We start from the raw sequence: 16,116 nt of genomic DNA on the forward strand, positions 1-16,116 counted from the left end.
TGTAGGTGGCTGAACCAGGCCACCCTCGATTGGAGTGAGGAACACCAATGACCAGTCCCTTTCCACCAACGCAGAACCCGGGCGGAGTCCCCGGCGGCGCAATGGGCTCGTCACGGCGGGGCCCGTTGAGTCTGCCGACGCCGCCGAAAGGCTGGCCGGTGGGCTCGTATCCCACCTACGCCGAAGCGCAAAAAGCCGTCGACCACCTCTCCGACAACGAGTTCCCGGTGCAGCAGGTGACCATCGTCGGGGTGGATCTGATGCAGGTCGAGCGGGTCATCGGGCGGCTCAGCTGGGGCAAAGTGCTGCTGGGCGGCGTGCTCAGTGGTGCCTGGTTGGGTGTCTTCATCGGTCTGCTGCTGGGGTTGCTGACCGGAAACCTGGCTCAGGCGCTGATCGCCGCCGTTCCCGCCGGTGTGATGTTCGGTCTGATCACCTCCGCGGTCCCGTACGCCATGTCGAAGGGCACCAGGGATTTCAGCTCCACCATGCAGTTGGTGGCCGGTCGCTACGACGTGTTGTGCGACCCGCAAAGCGCCGAACGGGCGCGGGACATGCTCTCGCGCCTGACCATCTAGCGCTGACGACGTCCGGGGCGCGGTTAAAGTAACGCCCGGACTGGAGGAGACTCCAGGGAGAAAGGGCGGTCGTGGTGACGAGCAGACGTGCCCGGCGTGCTACCGCCGTCGGCCTGGCGGTGCTGACCACCGCCACCTCGGCGTGCGGATCCGGCGTGGACAGCCAGACGGTCACCCTCTACACCCCGGCCAGTGAGACCGCGACCTTCACTGCCGTCGCCAAACGGTGCAACGAGCAGTTCGGCGGCAGGTTCCGCATTAAGCAGTTCAGCCTGCCCAAGGGCGCCGACGATCAGCGACTGCAGCTGGCCCGCCGGCTGACCGGCAATGACCGGACGCTCGACATCATGGCCCTCGACGTCGTGTGGACCGCGGAGTTCGCCGAGGCGGGTTGGGCGTTGCCGCTGTCGGCGGACCCCGCCGGACAGGCCGAGGCCGACGCTGCCGCAGACACCCTGCCCGGCCCACTTGAAACCGCCAAATGGCAGGGCAAACTGTTCGCCGCTCCGGTCACCACCAACACCCAGATGCTGTGGTACCGACCGGATTTGGTGTCCCCACCACCGCCGACGTGGGATCAGATGGTCAGCGAGGCGACCCGCCTGCACGCCGAGGGTAAGCCGAGTTGGATCGCGGTGCAGGCCAAGCAGTATGAGGGTCTGGTGGTGTGGTTCAACACGCTGCTGGAGAGCGCCGGCGGCCGGGTGCTCTCCGAGGACGGCAAGACCGTCACCCTGGTCGACACCCCCGAGCACCGCGCGGCCACCGTCAAGGCGTTGCAGATCATCAAATCGGTGGCGACCGCGCCGGGCGCCGACCCGTCGGTCACCCAGACCGATGAGGGCACCGCCCGGCTTGCGCTCGAACAGGGCAATGCCGCCCTGGAAGTGAACTGGCCATTCGTGTTCGCCTCGATGCTGGAGAACGCCGTCAAGGGCGGGGTGTCGTTCCTGCCACTCAACGAGAGACCGGAACTGGCCAGCGCGATCAACGAGGCCGGCACCTTTTCACCCACCGACGAGCAGTTCCAGGTGGCTTTCGAGGCGAGCAAGGAGGTGTTCGCCTTTGCGCCCTACCCCGGCGTGATCCCGGATCAGCCTGCCCGGGTCACCCTCGGTGGGCTGAACCTCGCAGTGGCCGCCACCACTGGCAAGCCTGCGGAGGCCTTCGAGGCGGTGCGCTGCATCCGCAGCGAAGCCAACCAGCGCTACACCTCGATCGAGGGCGGTTTGCCGGCGGTGCGCGCGTCGCTGTACTCCGATCCGGCGTTTCAGAAGAAGTACCCGCAGTACGCGATCATCCGGGATCAGTTGACCAACGCGGCCGTCCGGCCGGCGACGCCGAACTACCAGGCCATGTCCACCCGGATCTCGGCGACGTTGGCGCCGATCACCGAGATCGACCCCGAGCGCACGGCTGACGAACTGGCCGTGCAGGTGCAGAAAGCCATCGACGGCAAGGGGTTGATCCCATGACCAATCTGGCAGGGACCAATCCGGCAGGGACCAATCCGGCAGGGACCAATCCGGCAGGGACAAACCCGGCGCGCACCGTGTTGACCAGCGACGCCGCGTCTCAGCGCCGGCTGGCCTACTGGCTGATCGCTCCCGCCGTCTTCCTGATGCTGGCCGTCACCGCGTACCCGATCGTCTACGCCGTCTGGCTGAGTCTGCATCGCTACAACCTCGCCAGCCCGGCTGACACCCGATTCGTCGGATTCGACAACTACGCCACCATTCTCACCGACAAGTACTGGTGGACAGCCTTTTTCGTCACGCTCATCATCACGGTCATCTCAGTGGCTATCGAGTTCGCACTGGGGCTGGCGCTGGCCTTGGTAATGCATCGCACCATCTTCGGCAAGGGGCTGGTGCGCACAGCCATCCTGATTCCCTACGGCATCGTGACCGTGGCCGCCTCCTACAGTTGGTATTACGCGTGGACGCCGGGAACCGGTTACCTGGCCAACCTGCTGCCCGACGGCACAGCCCCACTGACCCAACAGATTCCGTCACTGGCCGTGATCATCCTTGCTGAGGTCTGGAAGACCACGCCGTTCATGGCTCTGCTGCTGCTCGCCGGTCTGGCGCTGGTCCCCGACGATCTGCTCAAGGCCGCCGAAGTCGACGGCGCCAACGCCTGGACCCGGTTGACCCGGGTGATCATCCCGCTGATCAAACCGGCCATTCTGGTTGCGTTGCTGTTCCGCACTCTGGACGCGTTCCGGATCTTCGACAATATCTATGTGCTCACCGGGGGATCCAATGACACCGGATCGGTGTCAATCCTGGGCTACGACAACCTGTTCAAGGCGTTCAACCTCGGTCTGGGCTCGGCGATCAGCGTGCTGGTGTTCCTGATCGTGGCCGTCATCGCGTTCATCTACATCAAACTGTTCGGCGCGGCCGCGCCCGGCGCCGACAACGAGATGCGGTGATGATGAGCACGCGCAGAGCGGCCGGTTGGGCCGTCATCAACGTCCTGGTGGTGATCTACGCGCTACTGCCGGTGCTGTGGATCCTCAGCCTGTCGCTGAAGCCGAGTTCAATGGTCAAGGACGGCAAGCTGATTCCGTCGTCGATCACCCTGGACAACTACAAGGGCATCTTCAAAGGCGATGTGTTCACCGCTGCGCTGATGAACTCGATCGGCATCGGCCTGATCACCACCGCCATCGCGGTGGTGATCGGCGGGATGGCGGCTTATGCGGTGGCCAGGCTGAACTTCACCGGTAAGCGGGTCCTCATCGGCGCCGCCCTGCTGATCGCGATGTTCCCGCAAATCTCGCTGGTCACACCGCTGTTCAATATCGAACGACGGATCGGACTGTTCGACACCTGGCCCGGACTGATCATCCCGTACATCACCTTCGCGCTGCCGTTAGCGATCTACACACTTTCGGCGTTCTTCCGGGAGATTCCCTGGGATCTGGAGAAGGCCGCCAAGATGGACGGTGCCACACCGGCCCAGGCGTTCCGTCGGGTGATTGCGCCACTGGCCGCGCCGGGGATCGTCACTGCGGCGATCCTGGTGTTCATCTTCGCCTGGAACGACCTACTGCTGGCCCTGTCGCTGACCGCGACCAACGCCGCGATCACCGCACCAGTGGCAATCGCGAACTTCACCGGCAGTTCCCAGTTCGAGGAGCCGACGGGATCCATCGCCGCGGGTGCGATGGTCATCACCATCCCGATCATCATCTTCGTCCTGATCTTCCAACGTCGAATTGTCGCCGGATTGACCTCCGGCGCGGTGAAGGGGTAGCGGGTTCATGGCCGAAATCGTGCTGGACGGTGTGACCAAGCGGTATCCCGATGGCGCCACACCGGTGAAGGACCTCTCGCTGACCATCGGCGACGGTGAGTTCGTAATCCTGGTCGGGCCGTCGGGATGCGGAAAGTCGACCACGCTGAACATGATCGCCGGACTGGAGGACATCACCTCCGGGGAGTTGCGGATCGGCGGACAACGGGTCAACGAGAAGGCGCCCCGGGACCGCGACATCGCGATGGTGTTCCAGTCCTATGCGCTCTACCCGCATATGACGGTCCGCCAGAACATCGCCTTCCCCCTGACCCTGGCCAAGCTGCCCAAGTCCGAGGTCGAGGCCAAGGTGGCCGAGACCGCCAGGATTCTCGACCTCACCGAACTGCTGGACCGCAGACCCTCCCAACTGTCCGGCGGTCAGCGGCAGCGGGTGGCGATGGGCCGGGCCATCGTCCGTAAACCCAAGGCGTTCCTGATGGATGAGCCGTTGAGCAATCTCGACGCCAAACTTCGGGTGCAGATGCGGGCCGAGATCGCCCGACTGCAGAACCGATTGGGCACCACCACCGTGTATGTCACCCACGACCAGACGGAGGCGATGACTCTCGGTGATCGGGTTGTGGTGTTGCGCGCCGGGGAGGCCCAGCAGATCGGCACCCCCGACGAGTTGTACAACAGCCCGGCGAATCTGTTCGTGGCCGGATTCATCGGCTCACCAGCGATGAATTTCTTTCCCGCCACCCCCACCGGGGCCGGCCTGCGCCTGCCGTTCGGTCAGATCGCGCTGTACGGGATGGACGGCCGCGCAGTGCCCGCTAACGTGATCGTGGGTGTGCGTCCGGAGCATTTCGAGGACGCCGCGCTGCTGGAGCCCCACGAGCGGGACCGCGCTCTGACCTTCGGGGTACGAGCCGATCTGGTGGAGTCCCTTGGCGCCGACAAGTACGTGTATTTCTCCACCGGCGGCGCCGGGGCGAGCTCAGCGCAGCTGGCCGAGCTTGCCGCCGACTCGGGTGTCGGCCACAACCGTTATGTGGCAAGGGTTTCCGCTGATTCCTTCGCCGCCACCGGCCAGACGGTTGAACTCGCGCTCGACACGTCACGGCTGCAGATCTTCGATGCCGATTCCGGGGTGAACCTCACCGCTGTCCAGAGGTGAGCGATCCGCTGGCGGCGGTCACCGATCATCTGCGTGCCCACTTCGTCGCGCTGGGAATGGATTCCGAGCCTGACGTCGCCGGGGTGACCTTTCTGGGGGTAGAGCGCATCGACGTGCTGCGTTTCGGGCCCGACCCCCGCCCCGGTTACGAGAACGTCTTCCATCACGTCTCGCTGGGCTGCTCCCGCTACCCGATGACCGACCCGGCTGCGGCGGTGTCGGATCCGCTGCGAGGGCCGCGGGCGGAGATCGTGGTGAGCCTGCGCGCGAGCAGGCCGACCACCGGACTGGCCCGAAGCCTTGCAGTGGTGGCAGCCACGCCGGCGGTCGAAGGCGTGGTGCTGGCTCCCGACGCGCTGGTCGACCTGTCCGGGCCGCTGTGGGAGGCCACGCCGTTCACTGCTGTGCTGCTTGGTGTTTCGGATATCGGCGATTGCGCGCTGGACCCGCCGCGGGAGCCGGTTCAGTTCCTGTCCGCGACACCCATCACTCAGACCGAGGGTGCCTGGGTGCGCCTGAAGGGTGCGGAGGCGATGCGTCAGGCGTGGGCTGATGATCGCGTGGATGTGCTGGACCCGTTGCGGCCGGCATCGTCGGCGGGAACAGGCTGAGGCTTACAGCCAGTGGTTGCGCCGGAAGGTCCGGTACAGGAAGAAGCAGATGGAGACCATCACCACCAGTACCGCGGGGTAGCCCCAGGTCCACGTCAACTCCGGCATGTTCTCGAAGTTCATTCCGTAGATGCCCGCGATAGCCGTCGGCACTGCCGCCATCGCAGCCCACGCAGAGATCTTGCGCATGTCCTGGTTCTGTTGCATGCCGACCTTCGCCGATGCGGCCTGCACCAATGAGGACAGCATCTCGTCGTATTCGGCGATCTCCTCGGCGGCCAGGATCTGATGGTCCAGGACGTCGCGCATCTGACGGCGCACTTCTTTGGACAACAGATCCTGATTGCTGGAGTTGAGCCACTCGATGTCATCGGTCAGCGGCGTCACGGCGCGTTTGAGTTCGACCACTTCGCGCTTGAGTAGATAGATGGGTTCGATGTCGGTCTTGGTGGTGGGGGAGAACGTCGACTCCTCGACGGCGTCGACGTCGGCCTCCATCGCGCGGGTGACATCCCGGTAGCTGTCCACGACGTGGTCGGCGACGGCGTGCAAGACCGCCATCGGCCCCAGTCGCAGCTGATCGGGAAGGGCTTCGAGGCGTTGCCGCACGTCGGCCAGTCCGGTGTGTTCCCCGTGGCGGACGGTGACGACGAAGTCGGCGCCGACGAACACCATGATCTCACCGGTCTCGACGATCTCGCGGGCCAGGGCGACGGTGTCATGCGGGATGAAGACCACCGTCTTGAGCACCATGAAGATCGTGTCGTCGTAGCGCTCGGCCTTCGGCCGCTGGTGTGCGTGCACCGCGTCCTCGACCGCCAACTGGTGCAAACCGAACAGTTCGGCGACCGACTGCATCTGCTGCTCATCGGGTTCGTGCAAGCCGATCCAGGAGAATGCCGGCTGCCCCTGGGCTTGGAGTTCTCGCACCTTCTCGACGGCCGCGGCCGGCGTGTACTTCCACGGAAGGCGCGCGCCATCCAGGTAGATCGCACAATCCACCACTGCCTCAGTCACCGGAAGGTGAATGCGGCCGGGGTCGTAGTCGTGTTGCCGGGCGCGATTGATTCCCAGCAGCGTGGGTGGCCGCGGTCGGAAGGTCGCCATCTCTCCACCTCTCGCCAGTCGCACCAGATGTTACGCGCCGGTGGCGCTAGCTGGGGCGACGCTGCGAACCCGCCCGGGCCGTCGAGTACCCTTGCGCCGTGTCTGAAACGGTGCCCGCATCCCATCTCGTCATCGACGACGAGGAAATCTTCGCCGCCCACCAGGGCGGCAAGCTGTCGGTGGAATTGAAGGCGCCGCTGGACACCCAGCGAGCGTTGTCCATCGCCTACACCCCCGGGGTGGCCCAAGTCAGCCGTGCGATTGCCGCCGACCACACCCTGGCGGCCCGCTACACCTGGGCACATCGCCTGGTGGCGGTGGTCAGCGACGGCAGCGCGGTGCTGGGATTGGGCGATATCGGCCCGTCGGCGTCGCTGCCGGTGATGGAGGGCAAGTCGGCGCTGTTCAAAACCTTCGCGGGCCTGGATTCGATCCCGATCGTGCTGGCGACCAAAGATCCCGACGAGATCGTGGAGACGCTGGTGCGGTTGCGGCCCACATTCGGAGCGGTCAACCTGGAGGACATCTCGGCGCCGCGCTGCTTTGAGATCGAGCGCCGGGTGATCGAGGCGCTGGACTGTCCGGTGATGCACGACGATCAGCACGGCACCGCCATCGTGGTGCTCGCCGCACTGCTGGGTGCCACCGCGGTGCTCGACCGCGAGATGAGCTCGTTGAAGATGGTGATCTCCGGTGCCGGTGCGGCCGGGGTGGCCTGCGCCAACATTCTCATCGAAGCCGGCCTGACCGACATCACGGTGGTCGACTCGCGCGGCATTGTGCACAGCGGCCGCGACGATCTCAACGCCGTCAAGGCCGATCTGGCAGCCCGCACCAATCCCGAGGGCCGCACCGGCGGGGTGGCCGAAGCCCTCAAGGGCGCCGACGTGTTCCTGGGGGTCTCGGCCGGCAAGGTGCCCGAGGAGTTGATCGCGACCATGGCCCCCGACGGCATCGTGTTCGCCTGCTCCAACCCCGACCCCGAGATCCACCCCGAGGTGGCCAAGCGGTATGCCGCGATCGTCGCGACCGGCCGCAGTGACTTCCCGAATCAGATCAACAACGTGCTGGCATTTCCCGGCGTGTTCCGCGGCGCGCTGGACGCCGGTGCCCGCCGGATCACCGAGAAGATGAAAGTGGCTGCAGCCGAGGCGATTTACTCGGTGGTCGGTGACGACCTTGCCGCCGATCACATCGTGCCGAGCCCGCTGGACCCCCGGGTCGGACCGGCCGTCGCGGCCGCGGTGGCCGCTGCCGCGCAGGTGTGATGCTCCGCCGGCTGCTGTTGGCGACCCTGGCAGCGCTGATGGTGGCCTGCACCAGCCCCGGTCCCGGTCCGTCGCTGACGGTCAGCGCCGCGGCGGATCCGCAGAACACCCTGCTGGCCAACATCTACGCCGCCGGTTTGCGCTACTACGGGACCGCCGCGCGGGTGGAGGTTTTCGACGATCCGATGGCTGCTCTGGACGCCGGAAAGGCTACCGTGACAGCGGGTTTCACTGGCCGACTGCTGCAGCGGTTCGACCCCGGATCGACGGCCCGTTCCGCCGAGCAGGTGTACCGCGCCATGGCGGGCGCTCTGCCGGAGGGGCTCGCCGCGGCGGACTACGCGGTCGCCGCCGAGGACAAAGCGGCCCTGGCCGTCACTGAGTCAACTGCTGAGGCCTGGGGCAGTCGAGAGTTGGGCACACTGGTGGACAACTGTTCCCGGGTGCGTGTCGGGTCGGCGGCGGGAACCAGACCGCCGCGCACGGTGGGAGAGTGCACGCTGGCGCCCGGCCGCGAGTTCCCCACCCCGGCAACGATGTTCGACGCGTTGCGCGCTGATGTCATCACCGCCGCCTGGACCAGCACCGCGGCCACCGGAACCCCCGCCGGGGTGGTTGTGCTGGTCGACCGCAAGCCGGCGCTGATCCCGGCCCAGAATGTGGTCGCGCTGTACCGGCGCAACGAAATGAGCGCAATGCAGTTGCGGGCGGTCAACGAGATCGCCGGGGTGCTCGACACCGCCTCGCTGGTGCAGATGTCTGACCGGGTGCGCTCCGGGGAGGACCCGCAGGCGGTCGCCGAGGAGTGGTTGGCCGCCAACCCGCTGGGGCGCTGACCGCTCTAAATCCGACCGGGCATTACCGGCTGGGCGGCATCGCCCGGCGGGCCAGCGCGACGAGGGCCTTGTGGTAGCCCGGTCCGCTGATCCGAACGAACGCGTCCAGAATCTTGGCGTCGGTGCCGACGAGCACGCGGGCCTTGTTCTTGGCCACGCCCTCGAGAATGATCTGTGCCGCCCGCTCCGGTGAGGTGCGCGCCATCTTGGAGTCGAACCACTCGGCCAGCGAGGCCGAGTCCACGCCCTCGGCGGCGGTGGCGTTGCGGGCGATGGCGGTCTTGATCCCGCCCGGGTGCACGGTGGTCACCTTGACCGGGTGGTTGGCCAGGATCATCTCCTGTCGCAGCGCCTCGGTGAACCCGCGGACGGCGAACTTGGCCGAGTTGTAGGCGGCCTGCCCGGGCACCGCGAAGATGCCGAACACGCTGGAGATGTTGACGACGTGGCCGTCGCCAGAGGCGATCAGATGCGGCAGGAACGCCTTGGTGCCGTTGACCACACCCCAGTAGTCGACGTCCATCACCCGTTCGATGTCCTTGAACGGGGTGATGTCCACATCGCCGGTGTAGGCGATACCGGCGTTGTTGTAGATCTGGTTGACCTTGCCGAAGTGGTTCTTGACCTCGTCGGCGTAGAGTTCGAAGCGTTCCCGCTCGGTGACGTCGAGGCGGTCGGCCTTGACCTTCGCGCCGATCGCGGCAAGCCGGTCCTCAGTGACTTTCAGTCCGTCGGTGTCGACGTCGCTGATGGCCACCGATGCACCGGATCGCCCCAACTCGACCGCCAGGGCCTGCCCGATACCTGAGCCTGCTCCGGTCACAACTGCCACTTTGCCGGCGAATCCCTGCATGAACGCTCCTGTTGACGGGTGTCGAGTCCGCTCCAGGCTACAGCGGGGATTCAGTTCCGTAACATCCGCGCGGGCAGCGACGATGCCATCATCATGAAGTTGCGCCGTGTCACCGGTTCGTTGTTCCTCGCCGCAGGGCTGGCCAGCGGAGTGTTCGCCGCCCCGGCCCAGGCCCAGCCCGACGGCAACGTCGACACCGTCGGCAACGTCGGCGATATCCTGTCGACCCTTGATCTTGAAGGGCTGACCGGGATCGATCCCGGTCAGGCGGTGGCCATCGGCCAGTCGCTGTGTCCGATGCTCGCAGATCGCGGTCAGACCACCGCGGACATCGCCGCCCAGTTCTCCGAGGCTATCGGCCGCCCGCTGGGTCCCTCGACGATGTTCACCGGCGCGGCAATCTCGTTCCTGTGCCCGCGGGCGGTGGAGAACGTCACCAACAACCTGGTCGACGGCAAGCCGCTGCTGCCGCTTTTCGGGGGCTGAGCGCGCGTTCGGTTAGCCGAACGCCTCGTCGATGATTTCCTGCTGCTCGACCGCGTGCACCTTCGATGACCCCGACGACGGTGCCGACATGGCGCGCCGGGAGATCCGCTTGATGCCGGTGAGCTTGTCGGGCAGCAGTTCGGGAAGGGTCAACCCGAATGTCGGCCAAGCGCCCTGATTGGCCGGCTCCTCCTGCACCCAGAAGAACTCCCGCGCATTCGGGTAACCGTCCAGGGTGTTGGCCAGCCGCCGTCGGGGCAGCGGAGCCAATTGTTCGACCCGGACGATGGCGACGTCGTCGCGATTGTCCTTGGCTTTGCGGGCCTCCAACTCGTAATACACCTTGCCGCTGGTCAGCAGAACCCGGGTGACCTTCGTGCGGTCGCCGTCGCCGTCGGTGTAGGTCGGCTCCTCCAGGATCGAGCAGAACTTCCGTTCGGTGAAGTCGCGCAGATCACTGACCGCGGCCTTGTTGCGCAGCATCGACTTAGGGGTGAACACGATCAGCGGGCGGTGCACCCCGTCCAGACCATGCCGGCGCAGCAGGTGGAAGTAGTTCGCCGGCGTCGACGGCATCGCGATGGTCATCGAGCCCTCGGCCCACAACTGCAGGAACCGTTCGATACGGCCGGAGGTGTGGTCGGGACCTTGGCCCTCATGGCCGTGTGGCAGCAGCAGCACGACGTCGGAGAGCTGCCCCCACTTGGCTTCGCCGGAACTGATGAACTCGTCGATGATCGACTGTGCGCCGTTGACGAAGTCGCCGAACTGGGCTTCCCACAACACGATCGCCTCGGGGTTGCCCACCGAGTAGCCGTACTCGAAGCCGACCGCCGCGTACTCCGACAGCGGAGAGTCGTAGACCAGGAACCGGCCGCCGTTCGCAGAGCCGTCGGGGTTGACGGTCAGCAAGTCCAGTGGGGTGAACTCCGCTCCGCTGGTCGGGTCGATGATCACCGCGTGCCGTTGGGTGAAGGTACCGCGGCGGGTGTCCTGACCGGAGAACCGGATCAGCTTGCCCTCAGCCAGGAACGTGCCCAGGGCCAGCAGTTCACCGAAGGCCCAGTCCACCTTGCCCTCATAGGCCATCTCGCGGCGCTTCTCCAGCACCGGTCTGACCCGGGGGTGCGGGGTGAAGTCGGTGGGGAAGGACAGGTGCGCATCGCCGATACGGGCCAGCAGAGCCTTCTCCACCGCGGTGTTCATCCCTCGCGGGATCATCTGCGCGGCCTCCACCGATTCGCTGGGCTCGACCTCGTGCTTCTCCAGTTCGCGGACTTCGTTGAACACCTGCTCAAGCTGACCCTGATAGTCGCGCAGTGCGTCCTCGGCCTCCTTCGTGGAGATGTCGCCGCGGCCGATGAGCGCCTCGGTGTAACTCCTGCGGACGCCGCGCTTGGTATCGATCACGTCGTACATCGCCGGGTTGGTCATCGACGGGTCGTCGCCTTCGTTGTGCCCGCGGCGGCGATAGCAGAGCATGTCGATGATGACGTCCTTCTTGAACCGCTCCCGGAAGTCCACCGCCAGGCGGGCCACCCAGACACAGGCCTCGGGGTCGTCACCGTTGACGTGGAAGATCGGCGCGCCGATCATCTTCGCGACATCGGTGCAGTACTCGGCGGAGCGCGAGTTCTCCGGTGCGGTGGTGAAGCCGATCTGATTGTTGACGACGATGTGGATCGTGCCGCCGGTGCGATATCCCCGCAGCAGAGCCAGGTTCAGCGTCTCGGCGACCACACCCTGACCGGCGAACGCGGCGTCGCCGTGCAGCATCAACGGCACCACCGTGAACTCGCGGGGTTCGCCGTCAGGCCCGACTCCCTCGATGAGGTCCTGCTTGGCCCGCACCAGACCTTCCAGCACCGGGTCGACGGCTTCCAGGTGCGACGGGTTGGCCACCAGCGACACCTCGATGTCGTTGTCCCCGAACATCTGGATGTAGGTGCCCGTGGCGCCGAGGTGGTACTTCACGTCGCCGGATCCGTGCGCCTGCGACGGGTTGAGGTTGCCCTCGAACTCGCTGAAGATCTGCGAGTAGGGCTTGCCCACGATGTTGGCCAGAACGTTCAGTCGCCCGCGGTGCGGCATACCGATCACCACCTCGTCGAGGCCGTGCTCGGCGCACTGGTCGATCACCGCATCCATCATGGGGATCACCGACTCGGCGCCCTCGAGGGAGAAACGTTTCTGCCCGACGTATTTGGTCTGCAGGAAGGTCTCGAATGCCTCGGCGGCGTTGAGCTTGCTCAGGATGTACTTCTGCTGGGCGACCGTCGGCTTGTCATGGCGGACCTCGATGCGATCCTGCAGCCACTTCTGCTGCTCGGGTTCGAGGATGTGGGTGTACTCCACGCCGACATACCGGCAGTAGGCGTCACGCAGCACCGAGAGCACGTCGCGCAGTTTCTTGCGCTCCTGACCTGCGAACCCGTCGACCTTGAACTCGCGGTCCAGGTCCCACAGCGTCAGCCCGTGGGTCAGGACGTCCAGGTCGGGGTGCATCCGGAACCGATTCTTGTCCAGCCGTAACGGGTCGATGTCGGCCATCAGGTGGCCGCGGTTGCGGTAGGCGGCGATCAACTCGATGACGCGAGGGTTCTTGTCGACGATCGAGTCCGGATTGTCGGTGCGCCACCGCACCGGCTCGTAGGGGATACCGAGGTCGAAGAATATCTCGTCCCAGAAATCATCGGAGAGCAGCAACTGGTGGATGGTGCGCAGGAAGTCCCCGGACTCCGCGCCCTGAATGATGCGGTGGTCGTAGGTCGAAGTCAGCGTGATGAGCTTGCCGACGCCCAACTCGGCGATACGTTCCTCGCTGGCGCCCTGAAACTCCGCCGGGTATTCCATGGCGCCGGCGCCGATGATCGCGCCCTGCCCGGCCATCAGGCGCGGCACCGAGTGCACGGTGCCCAGCGTGCCGGGATTGGTCAGTGAGATCGTCACTCCGGCAAAGTCTTCTGCGGTGAGTTTGCCGTCCCGGGCCCGGCGCACGATGTCCTCGTAGGAGGCCACGAACTCGGCGAAACCTTTACTCTCGCACCCTTTGATGGCCGCCACCACCAAGGACCTCTTACCGTCCTTGCCCTGCAGGTCGATCGCCAGGCCCAGATTGGTGTGGGCGGGAGTGACCGCGTTCGGCTTATCGTCGATGACGGCGAAGTGGCGGTTCATATTCGGGAACTTCTTGACCGCCTGAACGATGGCGTAGCCCAGTAGGTGGGTGAAGCTGATCTTGCCGCCGCGGGTGCGCTTGAGGTGGTTGTTGATGACGATTCGGTTGTCGATCACCAGCGTCGCCGGGATCGCCCGCACGCTGGTGGCGGTGGGGATCTCCAGCGAGGTGTTCATGTTCTTCACGACGGCGGCCGCGGCACCGCGCAATACCTGCGCATCTTCGCCGGCCGGTTCGGCTGCCGATGCAACTGGGGCCGATGCAACTGGGGCCGATGCAACTGGGGCCGATGCTGCCACGGGCGCCGCCGGGGCCGGTGGGGTGGCCGCCGGGGCCGGGACGGGTGCCGGTGCCGGTGGGTTCGACGGTACGGAGGCCGCGCTCGGGGCGGGCTGACCGTTCGCCGGCGCGGTCGGCGGGAGCTGATTGCCGACGTCCGTCGGCGGGAGCTGATTGCCGACGTCCGTCGGCTCCGGCCGGTAGTCGACCAGGAACTCATGCCAACTCGGATCCACCGAGGAGGGGTCGTCGCGGAACTTGCGGTACATCTCCTCGACCAGCCACTCGTTCTGGCCGAAAGGTGAACTTGCACTGCTCACGGATGCGCTCGCCTCGATTCTGTGCCCAGCCGCCCCGATGGACGCCGCCTCAAGGCTATCTCGTCTTCGGTGTTCCTGAAGCAGGTCAGGCGCATGCCGAACCCGCCGGAAGTCGGCGCTACTGAGCTTCCTCGATGGCTGGCATGTCATCCATTCCGGGCAGCACCCGAAGGGCGCCGGGCCATCGTGCCGGCGCCGGGCCGAAGGCTTTCCGGGCATTGGCGACGATCTTCTTGCCCATCATCCGGTTACCGCCCCCGCCGACGGCGGCGCCGATACCGACCGGCAGCATCTTGCCGAACGCCATGGCAGTGCGTTTGATCGCGTACTTCTTCACGAAGTACTGGGTCAGCCGGGAGTTGAGTTGGGAAACCACCGGCAGCGGCAGCAATTCGGCCTCGGCCAGCCAGGCACCGCTGGTGCGGCCGGCCCCCAGGAAGTCCTTGACCGCCCCGGAGCCGTCCTCGCCGACGAGCGCGGCCAGCACAAGGGTGCGCCGCCGTTCGCGGTCTTCGACCGGAATTCCGTGCACCTCCGCGACGGCGAGCACGAAGGCGGCGGTGGCTTCGAGGAACAGCACGGTCTCCCCGGCGACTGCGGACAGCGCCGCGATGGTCCCGATGCCCGGGAAGGCGGCTGCGGAGCCGACGGCTGCGCCACTAGCCATGACCGCAGCCAGGTAGTGCTTCTCCAACTTGGTAACGATCTCGGCGGGTGTGGCGTCGGGGTGGGCCCGGCGCAGCCGTGCGACGTAGGCCTTCACCGCCGGGGCCTGCACCCGTGCGCTGGACTCCAGGATGTGCGACAGCAGCTTCGCCGAGGTCCCCGGGTCCTCGGCGCGGGCGGGCAGGTTTTCCGGCTGCGACTGCTTACGGCGGAGCCTCATGGCAGGCCTTTCTCTGCGGGCCGAATTCGTGTGGGCCAGTTGTGGGAGCCCGTTCGATCCGGGTACGTCCCGTCAGGCTAACGAACTGCAGGCTCGCCGAGTGCCCCGGTCAGCCAACGTTCGGGTCGGCGTAGCGAAGCACCGCAGCGATCCCGTCAGCGGGGCTCAGTCGCTGCCCGGCGCTGACCAACGATGCACCGCAGGTGACTGCCAGCAACGGCAGCACCTCGTCGGCCGCCAGCACCCGGTCCGGTGATCCGCCCAACGCGGACACGGTCGCCGGGTCGGGCCCCGACATCATCAACTGGTCGTGGTCGGCCACGACGGTGGCCTCGCCGAGATCACCGATGATCAGGGTATCCACCGAGCCGTCCCGCAGTGCGGTCGTCACGCTGGCCAGGCCCTCGATCGCCAGCCCGGCGCCGTGCCCGGCGTTGAACCGCTCGACGGCGTCCTCAATAACTGCCCGCCGCCGCTTGGCGAACTCCTCGGCTATGTCGTGGGCGACCTCGCCGGGGTCGGTCCCGCCGGTGCGCCCACCGCCCTGCAGTTGCACCGCTTTGGCGGCCACCCGTTCGGGCAGTTGCGCGAGCAGTTCGGCGCGGGATGCCACCTCGCCGGTGATGAACACTACGTCGGCGCCGGTCTCGTCGCTCAGTTTGGTCAGGTGCTCGGCGACTTCCCGAATGTTGCGCCGAACAGCTTCCTCGACGCGTCCCTGCGGTCCTCCGTAGCCGGCGGTGTCTGCGCTGTGAGCCTTGTGCACCGGGTAGGCCGACCCTTCGACGGTTCTGCTGCCGTAGCGGCCATTGTCGTGCAGCGAGATGTCGCCGCCGTTGCCGTCAACAGCCACCAGCAGGTACGAGGTGTGCGGGATGCCGTGCTCGATGACCGGAAGGATGTAGGGCAATTCGGACACCCGCACGATCGTGGAGACCGGCGGCACCGCCAGGTGCTGGTCGATGACGATGCGGGTCCCGGATGCGATCAGCCCGCGGCCGCTGCGGCCAACCGGCGGATGCTTGGCGTGCACCGCGGCGTCGATCGCGGCGATGACGGCGGTGTCCACCGACGCGTCTTCGAGATGCTTGCGGATATCACGCAGACGGGCGTCGAGTTGCGCGTCGGCATCCGCGGTGTCGTGGGTGTCCTCGAAGTAGACCGACACGAACGGGCCGGTGACCTCCACTAGCGGACGGAAACGATCGGCGTGCATATTTCCCCCTCCCCCTCATGCTCAACCTAACAAGCCCCGCACCCCCGCACCGCACCGGCCGGGCGATGGCTG

14 protein-coding genes are annotated in these 16,116 nt (G+C 66.3%); 9 read left to right on the forward strand and 5 right to left on the reverse strand.

Translation table 11 applies throughout. The features are described 5' to 3' along the window. The first annotated feature begins 47 nt into the window (after positions 1-47). The 6 genes from ADBZ5N_RS02730 (at position 48) to ADBZ5N_RS02755 (ending at position 5,615) form a co-directional block, all read left to right on the forward strand. Entirely contained in the window at positions 48-578 is a 531-nt protein-coding gene (locus ADBZ5N_RS02730; protein ID WP_526255954.1) for a general stress protein, read from the forward strand. Positions 579-652: 74 nt separating this feature from the next. After that, on the forward strand, positions 653-2,053 hold the full coding sequence (locus tag ADBZ5N_RS02735; protein WP_526255955.1) for an ABC transporter substrate-binding protein: 1,401 nt from the start codon (positions 653-655) through the stop codon (positions 2,051-2,053). Continuing rightward, a complete protein-coding gene (locus ADBZ5N_RS02740; RefSeq protein WP_526255956.1) occupies positions 2,050-3,015 on the forward strand; it encodes a carbohydrate ABC transporter permease in 966 nt (321 codons plus the stop codon). Before ADBZ5N_RS02735 ends, ADBZ5N_RS02740 begins: the two co-directional genes overlap by 4 nt. 2 nt (positions 3,016-3,017) lie before the next feature. After that, the gene (locus tag ADBZ5N_RS02745) at positions 3,018-3,842 is read left to right on the forward strand and encodes a carbohydrate ABC transporter permease (protein ID WP_526255957.1); all 825 of its coding nucleotides are present in this window, start codon (positions 3,018-3,020) and stop codon (positions 3,840-3,842) included. Between the two features lie 7 nt (positions 3,843-3,849). Further along, entirely contained in the window at positions 3,850-5,004 is a 1,155-nt protein-coding gene (locus ADBZ5N_RS02750) for an ABC transporter ATP-binding protein (protein ID WP_526255958.1), read from the forward strand. Beyond that, complete coding sequence (locus tag ADBZ5N_RS02755; RefSeq protein ID WP_526255959.1) at positions 5,001-5,615, forward strand: suppressor of fused domain protein; 615 nt, start codon at positions 5,001-5,003, stop codon at positions 5,613-5,615. Before ADBZ5N_RS02750 ends, ADBZ5N_RS02755 begins: the two co-directional genes overlap by 4 nt. Positions 5,616-5,618: 3 nt before the next feature. Here ADBZ5N_RS02755 and corA read toward each other — a convergent pair whose 3' ends face one another. Continuing rightward, a complete protein-coding gene (gene corA, locus ADBZ5N_RS02760) occupies positions 5,619-6,722 on the reverse strand; it encodes a magnesium/cobalt transporter CorA (protein ID WP_526255960.1) in 1,104 nt (367 codons plus the stop codon). A 98-nt stretch (positions 6,723-6,820) separates the two neighbouring features. On the opposite strand from corA, the gene ADBZ5N_RS02765 reads away from it, so the two are divergent. Further along, on the forward strand, positions 6,821-7,990 hold the full coding sequence (locus tag ADBZ5N_RS02765) for an NAD(P)-dependent malic enzyme (RefSeq protein WP_526255961.1): 1,170 nt from the start codon (positions 6,821-6,823) through the stop codon (positions 7,988-7,990). After that, positions 7,990-8,826 carry a glycine betaine ABC transporter substrate-binding protein gene (locus tag ADBZ5N_RS02770; RefSeq protein ID WP_526255983.1) on the forward strand — a complete coding sequence of 279 codons (837 nt, stop codon included), beginning with the start codon at positions 7,990-7,992 and terminating at the stop codon, positions 8,824-8,826. The genes ADBZ5N_RS02765 and ADBZ5N_RS02770 overlap by 1 nt, the downstream gene beginning before the upstream one ends. A 22-nt stretch (positions 8,827-8,848) precedes the next feature. Here ADBZ5N_RS02770 and ADBZ5N_RS02775 read toward each other — a convergent pair whose 3' ends face one another. After that, positions 8,849-9,679, reverse strand: a complete 831-nt coding sequence (locus ADBZ5N_RS02775; RefSeq protein ID WP_526255962.1) for an SDR family NAD(P)-dependent oxidoreductase — start codon at positions 9,677-9,679, stop codon at positions 8,849-8,851. 18 nt (positions 9,680-9,697) lie between these two features. Between ADBZ5N_RS02775 and ADBZ5N_RS02780 the strand changes: the two genes are divergently transcribed. Further along, a complete protein-coding gene (locus tag ADBZ5N_RS02780) occupies positions 9,698-10,165 on the forward strand; it encodes a DUF732 domain-containing protein (protein ID WP_526255963.1) in 468 nt (155 codons plus the stop codon). Positions 10,166-10,177: 12 nt separating this feature from the next. On the opposite strand, the gene ADBZ5N_RS02785 is transcribed toward ADBZ5N_RS02780, so the two are convergent. The 3 genes from ADBZ5N_RS02785 to ADBZ5N_RS02795 all read right to left on the reverse strand — a co-directional run bounded on the left by ADBZ5N_RS02785 (position 10,178) and on the right by ADBZ5N_RS02795 (position 16,044). Continuing rightward, positions 10,178-13,942 (reverse strand): multifunctional oxoglutarate decarboxylase/oxoglutarate dehydrogenase thiamine pyrophosphate-binding subunit/dihydrolipoyllysine-residue succinyltransferase subunit, encoded by a 3,765-nt coding sequence (locus ADBZ5N_RS02785; RefSeq protein WP_526255964.1) that lies wholly within the window; start codon positions 13,940-13,942, stop codon positions 10,178-10,180. A gap of 118 nt (positions 13,943-14,060) precedes the next feature. Next, positions 14,061-14,828 carry a hypothetical protein gene (locus ADBZ5N_RS02790; protein WP_526255965.1) on the reverse strand — a complete coding sequence of 256 codons (768 nt, stop codon included), beginning with the start codon at positions 14,826-14,828 and terminating at the stop codon, positions 14,061-14,063. Between the two features lie 109 nt (positions 14,829-14,937). Further along, the gene (locus ADBZ5N_RS02795; protein ID WP_526255966.1) at positions 14,938-16,044 is read right to left on the reverse strand and encodes an Rv2629 family ribosome hibernation factor; all 1,107 of its coding nucleotides are present in this window, start codon (positions 16,042-16,044) and stop codon (positions 14,938-14,940) included. Positions 16,045-16,116: the final 72 nt, after the last annotated feature.

The sequence above is a fragment of the Mycobacterium sp. genome (genome assembly GCF_044370595.1).
Classification (GTDB): domain Bacteria; phylum Actinomycetota; class Actinomycetes; order Mycobacteriales; family Mycobacteriaceae; genus Mycobacterium.